Consider the following 13,196-nt stretch of genomic DNA (forward strand, 5'->3'; position numbering starts at 1 on the left):
CTGGTCGATCGCGCTGTGGCGCTGACGCCCCTACCCCTGGGTGGGCTTGTGGGGCGCTGTGATGAGCCAGTGGCTTCCGCCTGCGCCGGTGACGTGGAGGTGGGGCTCGTTGGTCTCGGTGCAGTGGCAGATCCTCGGTGTGTCCATCAGTAGGTCTCGACGAACTGTGCGATGAAGAGGTCGCCAAGGCGTGTACGGACGACCTCCCACGCCTTGAGGTAGCCGCATATGCGGCGTCCGTCGTAGTCGACGGTGAGTCGGTAGTCGGTTTGGCTGCCTGGGTTGTGGTCGAGGATGAGTTTTGCGATGGGGTGCTCGCGGCTGAGTGTGAACGCGAGTGGTTGGTCTGCGCGCCAGCCTTCGTCAATGTCGCCAATGAGGTTCCAGTCCGAGTCCCACAGTCGGACGTGGGTGGCGCCTGTGTGGGGTCGTGCGGTGCCTGGTGTGGGTATGCCGCGGACGGTGATCTCTTCGGCGAACAGGGAGACGGTGACGGTGCCCATGGTGGAGTCGGGGTCGGCGTTGGCGGTGACGATGGGGCCGGGTGCGGCGAGCATCCATGGCAGGCGTGTGTTGTCGACGTCGACTGTGCTCGCGTCGTAGTCGACGGTGATGTTCTGCGCGAGTGTCTGTGTGTGCGGGTTCTTGGTCATCGGTGCTTCTTCCGTTGTCGTCCGGCTCGGGCTTCGGTCTGGGTCTTGTTGTCGTGGTGTGGCTGGCACAACGACTGGTAGTTGGCGGGGTCGTAGAGGTCGCCGCCTGCTGCTCGGTTGCGGATGTGGTCGGCTGTGACGGCGAGGTGTGCGCATCCGGGCCATTGGCAGATGGGGTGGTCGGCGAGCTGTTGGGCTCGGATCTTCTGTTGTCGGCGGGTGGTGCCGCTGTTGCCGTAGGAGGATCCGCGCCAGGGTTTCCAGCAGCGGGGGCAGTGCGCGCCGGTGAAGGCCTTCGAGCACTTGGGGCAGAGGCGAGCGGGTGCGTGTGGCATCAGCCGAGGTCTCGCGCGAAGATCTGCTCGTTGAGTTCGCGGAGGGCGGCTCGGCATGCGGTGCAGCGGTGGCTCTCGTCGTGGGTGCCGCGTGTGCATCCGTCGGTGATGCATCGCCAAGGCTGTCCACGCTCAACCATGGCGCTACTCCGAGGGTGGTCGGTTGTCGATGACAGCCTGACGCACGAAGCAGTCCTTCGCTTCGAGGAGCTTGCGGAGACCGGTGGTGAGCTCAGGACCGTCGCCGAGGGTGTCGGCCGTGATGTGTGCCATGCGCGAGAGCCGCGCCGGTAACCCTTGCAGGTGCTCCGGTAGGTGCTCGTATGCGAACAGGTCGAGCAGGTGTTGCGTTGATGGGTGCCGCTCGGCCATGTGTGGTCTCCTCGCTGAGTGGTGTGGGTTCCCGGTAGTCGTCAGCAGCTCGGCGTCCCCTGAAAGTGCTCAGGGGCCGATGGGTTGCTCTGCTTGGATTCCCAATGGGCGCGTAACGGAAATCAGGACCGTGCCGTGGGTGACTTTGACTGGCGACTGCCGGGAAGTTTTCGAGTCTGACGAGGATGCCCAGATTGTTTTGTGGGTCGGGTCGTCAGCGGTGGCTCCATGTTGACTGCTGGTCAGGGCATTTTCAAGTTGTTCGGGGTGTGGGTGTGGCGTGTTTTTGTGCGTGTGTTCCACTGTGTAACAGTCTTTTACGCGCCGATGTGGGGATTGGCTTTGTGGGCCGCTTTTTCCATTGCTTGGCGAGTTCGATGCCGTCGCCTACCCGGTAGAGGGGTTCGGCGTTGCGGTGGATCCAGAAGTCGTAGCGTTCGCCGTGCCAGAGCCATTGGCGGGGTCGGATGCGTTTCTGTGAGGCCCAGGATCGGAATGTGCCGTCGGGGATCTTCACGCCGAGGACCAGCTCGACGTGGTGCAGTACTCCGAACCGGTTGAGGTTCCATTCGTGCACTTGGTCCCACAGTCCGTCGCGGACTTCGCGTGCGTCGTAGCGGGTGTGGCAGCGTCCGCATTCGACGAGGGCGGCGTCTTCTTCGGCGGCCATGTTGGCGCCGCATTCGGCGCAGGGTCCGCGGTATGCGAGGGCGGGCATGCGGTCGATTGTGCGTCGGGCTTTGTCGAGTAGTGCGGTGATGTGGTCGTAGGTTTCGACGGGGTGGGTGAGGGTGCGGAGCCAGTGTGGGTGGTGTGAGAGCCAGACGGCGGCGATTTCGGCGGGTGTGGCGGGGATGAGGCTGATGGCGGCGTTGTCGGTGCGTCGGCCGGCGCGGAGTTCGTCGACGAGTTCGACGATGTAGCGACGGTTGGGTCGGAGGTTGCGTTGTTCGGCGATGGTGGTTGCGGTGGTGCGGAAGTAGCGGTCGAGTGCGTTGAGGAGGCTGCTGTCGATGGGCATGCCGTTTCGGTCGAGTCGGATAGGTAGGGGTGTTTCGGTGCCTTTGCTGCCGACGCGGGCGCGGCCCATTTTGTCGAGGCGTGCGCCGGTGAGTGTGAGTTCGGCGATGAGGCCTGGGATCTCGCGGAGGGTGACGGCGAGGGAGTGCGCGCAAGTTGTGCACATTGGGTAGCCGTCGGTGACGGGGCGGCTGCAGCGGCCGCACTCGACGCTCATCGCCGTTCCGCGATCGCATGGGCGACTGAGATCGTCGGAACGGACTCGAACGGCGCCAAGGCGAGGCCCCGGACACGCGCGAGCTTGGCACGGGCCTCGATCAGCTCCTCGAACATGCCCTGCAAGTACTCGTGGTGGTCTTCGTCGTAGTACGACGGGAACACGTGGCGGCTGCAGGGATCGGCCCATTCGGTGAGCTGTTCGTCGGTGGGTCGCTTCGCTGTGTCACTCATCGGGTGTCCATCCGTCGAGGTCGCCGCGGAGTGCGTGTACGGCGATGGTGAGTCGTTCGTGGTAGCGGCGGGGTGTGTTGCGGATCCGGCGGATTCGGCGTCGGATGCGTTCGCGGCGTGTGGGTGGCACATAGGGCCGGTTGTTGCGTGGACCGCGAATTCGGAGCCACGCTGTGACGACGTCGGCCATTTCTTCGGCATCGAGCGGGCTGTAGGTGGGGAGCACGAAGCGTCCGAGTTGGTCGTATGGGATTTGCAGGCCTGCAGGGTCGGGGCGGAAATGTTCGTTGTAGGTCATCGGTGTCGTCTCCTGGTGTTGCGGCGGCGTTCTCGGCCGGGGTTGACGGTCCACATGGGGGGTTGCTGGTGGCTGTCGCGGCGGCGCCAGTCATTGGCGAGCTCGCGGACGGCTTCTCCGACGGGTGGTTCGGTGTGGGCTGGTGTTTGGCCGCCGAGGGTGATCTGCCAGCCTTGCGAGGTCCGGCGGGGTGTGTCGGTGACGGTGCCGATCCAGACGTTGCCGTCGCCGTTGTCCCATCCGATGCGTGAGCCGACACCGATGTGAAAATCGCGGCCGTACGCGTAAGGGCGGCCGTCGGGGATCGTGGGGTGCGTGAGCGCCCAGCGGAGCTGTTCGGGGTCGGTGGCCCATCGCGGGATCGGTTCGAGCGTCGGCATGGTGGCGTCGACGAGCTCGGGACGGGTGCCGGTGATTCGGAGCTGCCGGATCTCGCCGGTGCAGTTGAAGTCACCGTCCCAGGTCTTGATGACGGGACCGGGTTCGATTGTGTAGGCGGGGATTAGGCGGCGCCGGGGCACGTACAGCCACGGGCGAGGTTCTCGTTGGGTTCGGGTCTCGAACGGGTTCGCGGGCAGCCAAGGATTGGGCCACACGTCGATGTTGCCGATCTCGTCGATGAACGAGTGTCTGACTTCGTGTCTGCCGCCCCAGTCGTACGGTCGGCCGTGCAGCCCTATTTGGAAACCTCGCGCCTCGGGTGGTGGGTCGCCTGTCAGCCAACGGCGGTGAGTGAAGGCGAGGTCGCCCATCATCGTCAGCAAGTTCGAGATCATCTCGATTGCCGTGGGCAGTGGTGCTCTAGTCGGCTCGGGGCCGTACTGCGAGACGTCGAACTGCCATGCCGACGGGTCGAACGGGTCGTCGGGTACCGACCACACCGGCGAAACGTTGGCGTAGATCTGCTCTCGCCAGGTCGGCACTCGTGGCCCGATGAACGTCGACCCCGGGCATGACGCCCAGCTAGCGTCCGCGTGCCATTCGTGGCCGCAGTGTGGGCACGGCGGCAGCTCTGGGCCTTCGACGCCGGATCCGGGGCAGCCATACTCGGTGGGTAGGCCGTGCCAGTGGCGGTGGCAGCGATGGCACCTGGGGTAGTCGGGGTCGCCGTAGTCGTATCCGCCGATGGGTTCGCCGGCGTCGAGCTGCTCGTCTATGAGGGCGTCGATCTGGTCGATGACGGACTGCTCCGGGTTGCTCACTGGTTCTCCTCCCTGTCGGTAGATGTGTGGTCGGAGTCGTTCTCGACGAGCAAGCGTTGGTAGTGGTCGGCGACCGAACCGCCTTTGAGTCGTGCGTCGAATGACGCCTGTGTCCAGCATTTTTCGCACGCGCTCATCAGGGGTTCCTCCAGGTGACCGTTACGTCGAATACGCCGGTGGTTTTTTCGTCGGCGTCTGCTGCTTGGCAGGAAATCTTGGTGCTGTGCGGCAGGTCGTACTTCGCGTGATCGGCGGGCAGTGTGCAGTAGCCGATGACGGATTCGGATACCAGTTCGGTGAGGTGGTGCTCGCATGTCTCGATGCGTTCGGCGGACTGCTCGGGGTTGGTCATTGATCGCCTTCCTTGGCGGTGCACTCCGAGCACCAGTTGCGGCGGGGTATTTGAGCGCTGTCGTGAGTCCAGCCGCGCAACGTTGCCTTGGCTTCTTCGGCGTCGGGGTTGCTGCTGTCGACGCCGAACACGCGACCGATACCGCACCCGTCGCAGACCAGTCGGGCGAGGTTGAGAGGTCCGTACTGGATGCTCATCGGAGTTGGCTCCAATCGACTCGGGGTGCGTAGTGGCAGGGCAGTTCGGGCTCGTACCAACCCAGGTGTTGGCTGAGGATTGTGGCGATGGCGAGGCCGTCGGATCGGTTGTCGTCGCCGTTGATCGGCGCTCCGGGCCACAGTTCGCGCATTGCGGCGAGGACCTGTGGTTTCTTCGCGGAGCCGTCGCCGGTGGCGAAGATCTTGATCGCTTGCACGCTGATTCCGACGACGGGGATGCCCTTGCTGGCGAGGTAGTGGGCGAGGTCGAGGATGAGTGCTCCGCGTTCGACGAACAGGCTCGCTTGTTTGGGTGTGGGGTTGACTTGTGGGAGGAGTTCGATGCCGACGGCTCGGGTGCCGGCGGGGAGTTTGCGGAGGATCCGGTCGCGTTGCCGGCGGACGCGGAGGGCGCGGCCGACGAGGGTGACGTCTTCCGGGCGGCTCTCGCCGACGGTGACGAGTTTTGGGACGTTCGGGGAGGGTGCGGTCGCCGGATCGTGGATTTGGGCGATTCCGGCGGCTGTGAGGGACGGGTCGATGCCGACGACGATGCTCACGACGTCCGGCCCTTCTCGACGATGACCCATCCGAGCTCGTCGAGATCTCGCACGACCGACTCGACGCACTCGGCCGAGCTCGGGACGTGTGGTGCAGCGGGCCAGTCCCAGGCGAGCGCCCGGGCGAGGGCGTCGTTGGCGCTCACTTGCCGGCCGCCTTGACTCGGACGGTCTCGCCGGCGCGGTACTTCGCGAACTTGACCCCGACGCCGGCTGCGTCGCGGCCGTACAGGTCGATGTACACGCCGTCTTCGTCGGCGCCGCGGCTGGTGCCGGTGAACGTGAACTGCTCGCCGTCGAGCTCGATGGTGCGGCCGCGTTCGAGGTCGCCGAGGTGGGTCACGGGAATGTCTTCCCATTCGGGTTCGGCTACTTCGAACAGTCCGTCGTCGTTCATGGTGAGGTTCTCCTCGGATGCCATGCGCTGCAGTCGTTGTGCTCGTTTGGTGCGGCGTATGTGGGCGGGCATGTTGGTCAGTTCGTGGCGGGTGCCGTCGTAGTCGACGCGTTGGCACGGTTGGCCTTTCGGCGCTCCGCAGTCCCGGCACGGGATCGTTTCGGCGAGGTCTTTCTCGGTGAGCTGCTCGAAGTCGGGGTTACGCATCGACGTCCTCCGGGATCAGTGCTCGCCAGTCCTCGATCGACATCGGTGTGTGGTCGCAGCGGATCGCCGGGAGGTCGTAGTCGTGGACGTCGCGGGGTTCTTCGCGGATGCCGTTGCGGTCGCACCACTCGCAGTCGTCGATGACCTGCCGGCGGGTGAGTTTCGCGTCGGCGGCCGCGGCGGCCTGGCGGCGGTTGAAGTCTTCGAGAGCGCGTCGGGCGTCGCCGCAGGCGCGGCACGGCGCCTCGGTCGGGTGGTTGATGTGTGTCGGGCAGCGTCCGGGTGGCGGAGTTCCCGCGCGCTCACCAACTAGAGATTCCCTCCCAACGTAATTACTTATTGGAATGGATTGGGTTGGGTTGGATTGGTACGCGCGCGTAGGGGGCTCGGACAACCCCTGTGACATTAGGGGGTCGTCACTTTGGGACACGGTGCCGCTGTCCCGCGTGACGTCCTCCGGCTGTCCCGACGTGACATTTTTCTTTTTCCGCTGCTCAGCCTTCCTGCGACGGTTCGCTTCTCGTACGGTCTCGACGTCTTCCTTCGTGCGGTTGCGTTCTCCGTATTCGTGAAACTCATAGCCTGTGGATAGTTGATTCCAAAGGCCCGCTGCGACGAGCGCGCGAGCCTGCGCGGGAGTGCCGAGCGAGCGCGCTATAGCCGTCGGAACGAACCCATTGGAGAGTGTCTGGGCGCACCAGGAGCCGGCGCGGACCCACAGTCCCATCGCCGGATTTCCGGCTCGGATCGTCTTCTGGTGGAACGCGAGGGTGTCGTCGACGTTGAACCACACCATGGGGTCAATTCCTCCTTTCTGGGGTCATTGCGGGCTCGAACAGGGTGTCCATGGACGCTTCGAGCTCGGCTCGTTTCGTGGCTGCCCGGGTCTCTGCGTGGTGTGCGAGGTCGTAGTGCAGGTGGCATGCCTGGCACATCGCGCGGAGGTTCGAGCTGCTGCAGTCTTCGGGTGTGTGGTTGAGGTGCGCGGTGGTGAGGACGACGGTCGAGCCGGTGCCGTAGGCCTTAGCGCCGTGGACGTTGGGGCAGCGTCCGGTGTGTGTGCCTCGGCCGCACTCGCCTTCGCATTCGCAGCGGCCGGATGCTCGGCCGAAGCGGATGCGGTGCGAGATTTGCTTCCAGTTCTCGGGGTAGCGGTCGCGGTTCTCAGGACGGATCGGCATTAGGTCACCTCCGAGAACTCGGAGCTGGGGTCGTACCCTTCGTCGTGCTCGGTGGTGCCTGATTCGACGTGGAGGTAGATGATCCCGCCGCCAGGAATGCGGCCCCACATGACGGCACCTTTGCACTTAATGCAGATGTCAGCGGGCATTAGACGAGGCTCGCGATCTTGTCGGTCATATTGGCGACGTACGTTTTCCGGGTGCCGGGTTCGATGCGTCGGTGATACGAGGTGTGGTCGCCGGTGCGGTAGCCGTTGAACTGCTGGCTTGCGCGGGTGTAGAGGTCGCGGACTGCTTCGCGGTTGCGCCAGTCGACGCCTATCTGTTGGAACTGCTGCAGTCGGATCTTGGCGGCCATGCCGAGGCCCCAGCCGACGAGATCGGTGAGGCTGAATCCGTCGGTCTGGTCGGCGAACGTGCGGAGCGGTGAGTCGGCGTCGCAGAACGGGATCATGTCGGCGGGATCGTTGGCACGGAACACGGGTGCCGCGGTGTGGATCAATCGGTTCCCGGCGACGCCCCACTGCTGCTGCCGTAGATCGCGGCGTGGGTTCTTCGGGTCGGCGATGAGCGCGACACCGAGCATCCTGTCGCGGAGGTACGGCCCGTGCAGACCACGGCCGATCTCGTCGGCAAGGTCGCCCATCGCGTCAGCACCGCCTGAATACCCGTCGAGGATGAACGGGCCGGTCACGCGGCGGTGGAGCTCGTCGAGACCGAGACGCATCGCCTCCTGCCGAGTCTTGATGTACGCCTGCCCCAGCGGGTTCGGGATCGGACCGTACTCCGAGCGGTGCGCCAGGTGCACGACACGAAACCGATTCTTCGGCAGCGGATCCGTGACGAGAGACAGGACCGTCGGGACGCCGAGGCCTTCACCAATACCGCGAGCGCAGACGATGGTGATGAGCTCGGACATCAGGAGAACACCTCGTCGAAGACGCGGCGCGCGAGCTCGGCGTCACCCATGGCGGTGTGCAGGTCGAGGTCGGAGTACGAGATCTCCATAACGTTCGCGCAGGACTGCAGCGATCCCAGTCGGTTGTCCTCGAGCAACTGCAACCGGCCGGCGACGAGGTTCTCGACGTCGACGAGACGATGGTGCCAGGACGGGCAGCCGCCGTGGTAGCGGATGCGGGATTCGAGCAGTGCGGCGTCGAATGCGGTGTTTGCGCCGACGAGTGTCGCGCCGCGCGTCCACTGCTCGACGAGCTGCATCGCTTCGATCTCTTCGTACAGATCGAAGTGCTTGAGTCCGGCGCCCAGCGTGTACAGGCCGCGGGGCTGCGGGTGCCGTTCGTAGAACTTGCCGACGTCAAGCGAGAACGGGTCTGCCTGGGATAGGTCGGGGTCGAGGATGAACATGCGGATCTGGCGTACCGAGGGGCCTTCGTCGAGCTCGTCGACGCGTATGAGCGCCACCTCCCACGGGAGGCGATCCGCGCGAAGCGATGTTGTCTCGCAATCTAGGAACACAATTGGGTTCGTCATGAGATAGCAGCCTTTCTGGATTGGTGGGCGCGACGAGCGATCTGTCGACAGGTTCGGCAGGCGCGACCACCGGCAGGAATTGGGTAGGTGTTCTCCGTCGTGAATTCGTGACCCCGGACGCAATGCGTCTTTCGGGCGTTGACGGCTGGGACTGACTCGCCTCGTAGGGTGTTCTCGCGCATGGTGACCGGGTCGAGGTGTGACGGGTTCACGCAGATGCGGTTGCGGCATGTGTGGTCCAAGGTGAGCCCTTCTGGAACTGGACCGACTACGAGCTCATAGGCGAATCTGTGCGCAAGAACGTGTTTCGTGGGCAGTCGGTAGCGCCCGTATCCGCCCGCGAGGGTGGAACGCAACCATGGCCAGCATTCATCGGCTGCGCGCCGGTCTACCTTTGACCAGAACCTTTCGGCCTGCGTCTGGGAGAGCTCCATTGGTGTTCCGTTCTGGTGGCGGGCCGGCGCCGCGGGTGGTCAGCGGCGCCGGCCCGCGCCCTGGGTGGGGTGGGTTAGTCCTGGGAGGAGAACGCGGGGTTGGCGAGCTTGGTGACGTTCGACGGCTCGTCGGCGTCCGGGTCCTCGTCGTCGTCGGTGGAATCCTCAGGCTCGTGGGCGACCTCGTCGGGATCGGTCGGCTCGTCCTCGTCCGGGTCCGCGTCGTAGAGCGACGGCTGGTCGTCGTCGTCCTCGAGCACCTTCTTGGTGACGCCTTCCATCACCTTCAGCACCTTCAGGTTTGCGGAGCGACGGACACCGGACTCGGCCATATCGACTGAGCTGAAACCCTTTACACGGCAGCGGACGGTGAAGACTCGGATCTCGCCGATGTTGTCCTCGCCGAGGTTTTCGAACGACTCCTCGGACATACCGGAGAAGTTCACGCGTGCGGCGTCGATGAGCGGGCGGTCAGACATTGCGAATCTCTTTTCTGTAGTGGGTTGTTCGTTTTCCGACTGTCACGCCGGCGAGGGGTTTACTTGGATCCGGCGGCCGGGGTTGCGCCGAGGAACTTGATCGCGTCGGCGGCCTGCTTCGACGTCATCTGGCGGGGATCGAGGTACGCCGTGGTGAACGTCGAGTTGATCCACTCGAGCTTCGCCTCGGGTGTTGTGGCGCCGCCGTCTTCGTCGAGCAACCGGCCGAGCTCCTTGATCTGCTCGGCTGTCGCGGCGTCCTTCGGGATCGTGTAGCTCGGGGCCTTGGCCTGCGCGGTGTCCTGTTTTGCGCCGTCATCGGAGGGCTCGGAGGCCTTCACGGGTTCCGTCTTCTCGGCGGGCTTGGCCTGCGTCTTCGCCGCAGGGGCGCGTTTCTTCGGCTCAGCCTTAGCGGGCTCGGGCTCTGTTGCCGCCTCGTCCTTCTCCGTCTTCTCGATCGGCGCGTCAGGCTCGGTCTCGTTGACGACGACCCGGTCCTTCCACGACTCGGGAGGCTTGACCTCGCTCGCGTAATCCTCACGGAACTTCGCTGGTTCTACACCGAGGCGGTCCTGCCAACCGGTGGACTGCGCCGGGCCGCGTGTCGACTGTGCCTGCACCGGCTCCTGCTCGGACTGCAGATCCTCCGCCGAGTGCGCGAGACCGAGCAGAACCTCGGGCGCGATCTTCCTGCACACCTCCGACGCGGCCTTCGCGTAGAGCATCGCCTGCGGGTCGGTGATGTACTTCATGTTCCCGACGAGCGACTCGTAGGACCGACCGTTGAACGTCTTGGTGACGGTCACCCAATCGGTCTGCACCTCGGGGCGACGTTGCGAATTATCACCTTTCGGGGTGGGAACGTAACCCGCTTTCTTCGCTCGCTCGATGGTCCACGTCGACGTCGTCACGTGCTCGTCGCCGCGCGCACGCCCGGACACTGTGACCGACTCATCCGACGACTCCTCGGTCCACACCGAGTAGCCCTTCGACTTCACGAGCGCGACCATCGTCCGGGCGTAGATCGCCGGAGTGCCGTGCACGACAAAAATGTTCTGCAGCGACTGGATCGGGTTGAGCCCGAGCTCCATCCCGTACAGGATCGCGGCGGTGCCGTTCTCGGCGTTGCCCTTGTACATCTTCGGGACGAGGTCGGTCCCACACATCGCCGTCGCGAGCTTGTGCGCGGTCGCCATTGCGCGGGCGTGCGCTTCGAGCTGCGCGATGGACGAGTCGACGGCCGAGCCGAGGACCTGTACTCCGCCGGGTGCCTCGTACGCTTCGAGTTCGTTGGTGGTCACAGGGTGCCTTCCATCTGGTGTTTGCTTGCCGCCCAGCGCGGCAAGCTGATTCGGTGAATGTCGATCGGGTGCGCCGGCCACTCGCCGGACTGTTGGCATTGCGCGTAGGTGCGGACACCGCGGCGGACGAGGTCTCGGCCGATCTGTTTCGCTTCCTCGTCGAGCTCGAACACGTTCACGAGGTACGGCGCGGACTTCGACTGGACGACGAACACGAACTGCGGATCGTCGGAGATGTCGAGGGCGCGGACGGCGTCGGTGTACCAGGCGTCCTGCACGTGGTAGCCGTAGTCGTCGACGGACTTCGAGAAGTGCTCGGGCGCCGCCGACGTCGACGTCTTGTAGTCGACGATGAATGTCCGGCCGCCGAGTGTGGTCATCCAGTCGGGGCGGGTGCGGAGCGATACACCGGTCTCGGGGTCCTGGTGGTACAGAGACAGTTCGGGAGTGCCGTCGGCGAACAGTGCCGCGGCGATCGGATGACCCTTGATCGCCTTCGCCATGGCGTGGACGTCGTCGTAGTCGGACGGTTTCAGTGGCAGCTTCCCGGCGGCCCGGACGTCGGCGACTTGAGCTTTCACCTCTTTCGTCAGCCACTTGTCGGCGTCGATGCGCACCAGCTCTGCGCCCTCGCCGAGGATGAGAGTGTGGGCGGCGTGGCCGACGTCGTACTCCGTCTTAGGTGCCTGCGGGTGATCCATCCCCCAACGGAATTCCGCCGGCGTCGACGGTGCGAGGAGTTTCCGTGCACCCGACGACGAGAGGGTCTGCCGGTCAGCGTGGTACGCAATGTCCGTGATGCCGCCGTAGATTCCGGGTGCGTCGACGACGTCCGACACGAAGCCGCTCATACGACGAGCCGATCGGTGACGGGCCCGAAGTAGGACAGAAGCTCAGCCCACGGTTCGGGATACTGGTGGGCGTCGGACTCCCACAGGTTCATGCCCTCTTGGTGTTCCCACCGGTGGCCGTCTTTGTCCCAAACTGTGTTGATGGGTTCCATCGGTTGCGGGTCGGACCCAGACCATGCGCGGTGGGTGCCGTCAGCGCTGAGCTTGCCCTGCTTCGGCTCCTCGGCGGGAACAGAGACGATGCCGGTTTTCGGGTCCGGGTGGTACTGCTGCGGCGGGTCGGGAATCTCGTCGAGCTGCTCGATCGAGTAGATCCGGTGGATCGCGATGTTCAGCACCGGGCCGTGCGGGATCGTCGAATTGAACGCTGCCCGCTTCGCCATGTCGGACAGTGCGTCGCGGGTGTCCTGGTCGAGGTGTACGGCAAGGAACTGCGCACCGAGCACGCTCGCCCCCGGACCTGTCTCGACGTCGCCGACTACGGCCTTGATGCCTAGCTCGTTCTCGTAGCGGACTTTCACGCGGTACGTAGGCACTGCGAATCCTCCTGTGTTGCTTGATAAACGTGAAGTGGTCTGGACGGGTATCCGGTGGCTCCGACGACGGCGATCCGCCCGGCCTTACGGGCACGGAGGAGAGCGCCGACGCGGGCTTTCATCGACCCAGACTCGGGAAGGTCTGCGGCGGAGAACGGACGCCCGGACTTGATGAGCTGCTCGAGACGCTCGTACGTGGGCCGCTCGTCCGCCTCCGGGACGTAGACGTTGAGGCGATTGAGGGAGCGGATCAGCGAGTCGTAGTCGACGCCGAGGTCCCGTGCGATCGCCTGGTGATCGAACCCGGCTGCGCGCATCGACCGGTACGAGGCGATCCACTCAGCTTGGCGGCGTCGCTGTCCGGCTCTCCTGCGGCGGAGGAGCTCGTCGCGGCCGATGTTGCTCTCGAATCGGTTCATGACTGCGACGCCTGAGGTTCGGCCGCGAAGTGCAGCACCGCGGACGGATCGAACTCGCCGCCGTTGGGGGTGATGATCTCGACGTACCCGGTGGCCCAACCTTCGCCGGCGGCGGTCTCCCATTTCTCGGGTGAGACGACACGCCACGGCCCGAAGGTCTCGGGTAGCGGGATGACGGCGAGTTGCTCGCCGATCTTCCGGCAGATCTCCTCGGCGGCCTTGTTGGCGGTTGCGCTCTTGCTCATGCTCCACCTGCCAGCACTGAGAGCAAGCCGAGGGCGAGCTGCGCGGCCTGGTCCACCGTGTAGTCGGTGTGCAGGACCAACGTTGCTTTGCCGAGGTCGTTGATCTCGACGACGTGGGCACGGATGACGTCGGGCTCGGGACGTGAGAACGAGATCCCGATCGGCTGCGTGGCGGGTGCGGTCATGCTGCACCTGCCGCGAAGTAGAGGACAGCTC

At 65.0% G+C, this 13,196-nt stretch carries 26 protein-coding genes; all 26 read right to left on the reverse strand.

The window, feature by feature from the left end:
- Positions 1-146: 146 nt before the first annotated feature.
- Positions 147-653, reverse strand: coding sequence for a hypothetical protein (locus CH289_RS16065; protein WP_094728146.1), 507 nt, complete (start codon positions 651-653; stop codon positions 147-149).
- Positions 650-988 (reverse strand): HNH endonuclease signature motif containing protein, encoded by a 339-nt coding sequence (locus tag CH289_RS28755; RefSeq protein ID WP_256977251.1) that lies wholly within the window; start codon positions 986-988, stop codon positions 650-652. The genes CH289_RS16065 and CH289_RS28755 overlap by 4 nt, the downstream gene beginning before the upstream one ends.
- The gene (locus CH289_RS28320; RefSeq protein ID WP_170945274.1) at positions 988-1,128 is read right to left on the reverse strand and encodes a hypothetical protein; all 141 of its coding nucleotides are present in this window, start codon (positions 1,126-1,128) and stop codon (positions 988-990) included. Before CH289_RS28320 ends, CH289_RS28755 begins: the two co-directional genes overlap by 1 nt.
- Before the next feature lie 4 nt (positions 1,129-1,132).
- Positions 1,133-1,360 carry a hypothetical protein gene (locus CH289_RS16075; RefSeq protein ID WP_037106183.1) on the reverse strand — a complete coding sequence of 76 codons (228 nt, stop codon included), beginning with the start codon at positions 1,358-1,360 and terminating at the stop codon, positions 1,133-1,135.
- A gap of 253 nt (positions 1,361-1,613) precedes the next feature.
- A complete protein-coding gene (locus tag CH289_RS16080) occupies positions 1,614-2,597 on the reverse strand; it encodes a hypothetical protein (protein ID WP_094728147.1) in 984 nt (327 codons plus the stop codon).
- A complete protein-coding gene (locus CH289_RS16085) occupies positions 2,594-2,830 on the reverse strand; it encodes a hypothetical protein (protein WP_094728148.1) in 237 nt (78 codons plus the stop codon). Before CH289_RS16085 ends, CH289_RS16080 begins: the two co-directional genes overlap by 4 nt.
- Positions 2,823-3,128: a hypothetical protein gene (locus CH289_RS16090; RefSeq protein ID WP_094728149.1), complete on the reverse strand. Its 306-nt coding sequence runs from the start codon at positions 3,126-3,128 to the stop codon at positions 2,823-2,825. The genes CH289_RS16085 and CH289_RS16090 overlap by 8 nt, the downstream gene beginning before the upstream one ends.
- Positions 3,125-4,330 (reverse strand): hypothetical protein, encoded by a 1,206-nt coding sequence (locus CH289_RS16095; protein WP_094728150.1) that lies wholly within the window; start codon positions 4,328-4,330, stop codon positions 3,125-3,127. The genes CH289_RS16090 and CH289_RS16095 overlap by 4 nt, the downstream gene beginning before the upstream one ends.
- Entirely contained in the window at positions 4,327-4,467 is a 141-nt protein-coding gene (locus CH289_RS28325; protein WP_179276817.1) for a hypothetical protein, read from the reverse strand. Before CH289_RS28325 ends, CH289_RS16095 begins: the two co-directional genes overlap by 4 nt.
- Positions 4,467-4,682: a hypothetical protein gene (locus CH289_RS16100; protein ID WP_094728151.1), complete on the reverse strand. Its 216-nt coding sequence runs from the start codon at positions 4,680-4,682 to the stop codon at positions 4,467-4,469. Before CH289_RS16100 ends, CH289_RS28325 begins: the two co-directional genes overlap by 1 nt.
- Positions 4,679-4,879: a hypothetical protein gene (locus CH289_RS16105; RefSeq protein WP_094728152.1), complete on the reverse strand. Its 201-nt coding sequence runs from the start codon at positions 4,877-4,879 to the stop codon at positions 4,679-4,681. The genes CH289_RS16100 and CH289_RS16105 overlap by 4 nt, the downstream gene beginning before the upstream one ends.
- Positions 4,876-5,439 carry a RuvC family protein gene (locus CH289_RS16110; RefSeq protein WP_094728153.1) on the reverse strand — a complete coding sequence of 188 codons (564 nt, stop codon included), beginning with the start codon at positions 5,437-5,439 and terminating at the stop codon, positions 4,876-4,878. Before CH289_RS16110 ends, CH289_RS16105 begins: the two co-directional genes overlap by 4 nt.
- On the reverse strand, positions 5,436-5,585 hold the full coding sequence (locus CH289_RS28330; protein WP_179276818.1) for a hypothetical protein: 150 nt from the start codon (positions 5,583-5,585) through the stop codon (positions 5,436-5,438). Before CH289_RS28330 ends, CH289_RS16110 begins: the two co-directional genes overlap by 4 nt.
- The gene (locus CH289_RS16115; RefSeq protein ID WP_094728154.1) at positions 5,582-6,043 is read right to left on the reverse strand and encodes a zinc finger domain-containing protein; all 462 of its coding nucleotides are present in this window, start codon (positions 6,041-6,043) and stop codon (positions 5,582-5,584) included. Before CH289_RS16115 ends, CH289_RS28330 begins: the two co-directional genes overlap by 4 nt.
- Positions 6,036-6,839, reverse strand: coding sequence for a hypothetical protein (locus tag CH289_RS16120; protein ID WP_094728155.1), 804 nt, complete (start codon positions 6,837-6,839; stop codon positions 6,036-6,038). The genes CH289_RS16115 and CH289_RS16120 overlap by 8 nt, the downstream gene beginning before the upstream one ends.
- Positions 6,840-6,843: 4 nt before the next feature.
- Positions 6,844-7,224, reverse strand: coding sequence for a hypothetical protein (locus tag CH289_RS16125; protein WP_094728156.1), 381 nt, complete (start codon positions 7,222-7,224; stop codon positions 6,844-6,846).
- Positions 7,225-7,372: 148 nt separating this feature from the next.
- Complete coding sequence (locus tag CH289_RS16130) at positions 7,373-8,143, reverse strand: hypothetical protein (RefSeq protein ID WP_094728157.1); 771 nt, start codon at positions 8,141-8,143, stop codon at positions 7,373-7,375.
- The gene (locus tag CH289_RS16135; protein WP_143545087.1) at positions 8,143-8,715 is read right to left on the reverse strand and encodes a 3'-5' exonuclease family protein; all 573 of its coding nucleotides are present in this window, start codon (positions 8,713-8,715) and stop codon (positions 8,143-8,145) included. The genes CH289_RS16130 and CH289_RS16135 overlap by 1 nt, the downstream gene beginning before the upstream one ends.
- Entirely contained in the window at positions 8,712-9,149 is a 438-nt protein-coding gene (locus CH289_RS29035) for an HNH endonuclease signature motif containing protein (RefSeq protein ID WP_094728159.1), read from the reverse strand. The genes CH289_RS16135 and CH289_RS29035 overlap by 4 nt, the downstream gene beginning before the upstream one ends.
- Positions 9,150-9,223: 74 nt before the next feature.
- Positions 9,224-9,628 carry a hypothetical protein gene (locus CH289_RS16145; protein ID WP_094728160.1) on the reverse strand — a complete coding sequence of 135 codons (405 nt, stop codon included), beginning with the start codon at positions 9,626-9,628 and terminating at the stop codon, positions 9,224-9,226.
- A gap of 59 nt (positions 9,629-9,687) precedes the next feature.
- A complete protein-coding gene (locus CH289_RS16150; RefSeq protein WP_094728161.1) occupies positions 9,688-10,929 on the reverse strand; it encodes a hypothetical protein in 1,242 nt (413 codons plus the stop codon).
- The gene (locus tag CH289_RS16155; protein WP_094728162.1) at positions 10,926-11,780 is read right to left on the reverse strand and encodes a PD-(D/E)XK nuclease-like domain-containing protein; all 855 of its coding nucleotides are present in this window, start codon (positions 11,778-11,780) and stop codon (positions 10,926-10,928) included. The genes CH289_RS16150 and CH289_RS16155 overlap by 4 nt, the downstream gene beginning before the upstream one ends.
- Complete coding sequence (locus CH289_RS16160) at positions 11,777-12,316, reverse strand: hypothetical protein (RefSeq protein ID WP_143545088.1); 540 nt, start codon at positions 12,314-12,316, stop codon at positions 11,777-11,779. The genes CH289_RS16155 and CH289_RS16160 overlap by 4 nt, the downstream gene beginning before the upstream one ends.
- Positions 12,298-12,735, reverse strand: a complete 438-nt coding sequence (locus tag CH289_RS16165) for a hypothetical protein (protein WP_094728164.1) — start codon at positions 12,733-12,735, stop codon at positions 12,298-12,300. Before CH289_RS16165 ends, CH289_RS16160 begins: the two co-directional genes overlap by 19 nt.
- On the reverse strand, positions 12,732-12,980 hold the full coding sequence (locus tag CH289_RS16170) for a hypothetical protein (protein WP_094728165.1): 249 nt from the start codon (positions 12,978-12,980) through the stop codon (positions 12,732-12,734). Before CH289_RS16170 ends, CH289_RS16165 begins: the two co-directional genes overlap by 4 nt.
- Positions 12,977-13,165: a hypothetical protein gene (locus tag CH289_RS16175; RefSeq protein WP_037106231.1), complete on the reverse strand. Its 189-nt coding sequence runs from the start codon at positions 13,163-13,165 to the stop codon at positions 12,977-12,979. Before CH289_RS16175 ends, CH289_RS16170 begins: the two co-directional genes overlap by 4 nt.
- Positions 13,166-13,196: the final 31 nt, after the last annotated feature.

This window comes from Rhodococcus sp. RS1C4 (genome assembly GCF_002258225.1).
GTDB classification, from domain to species: Bacteria; Actinomycetota; Actinomycetes; order Mycobacteriales; family Mycobacteriaceae; genus Rhodococcoides; species Rhodococcoides fascians_E.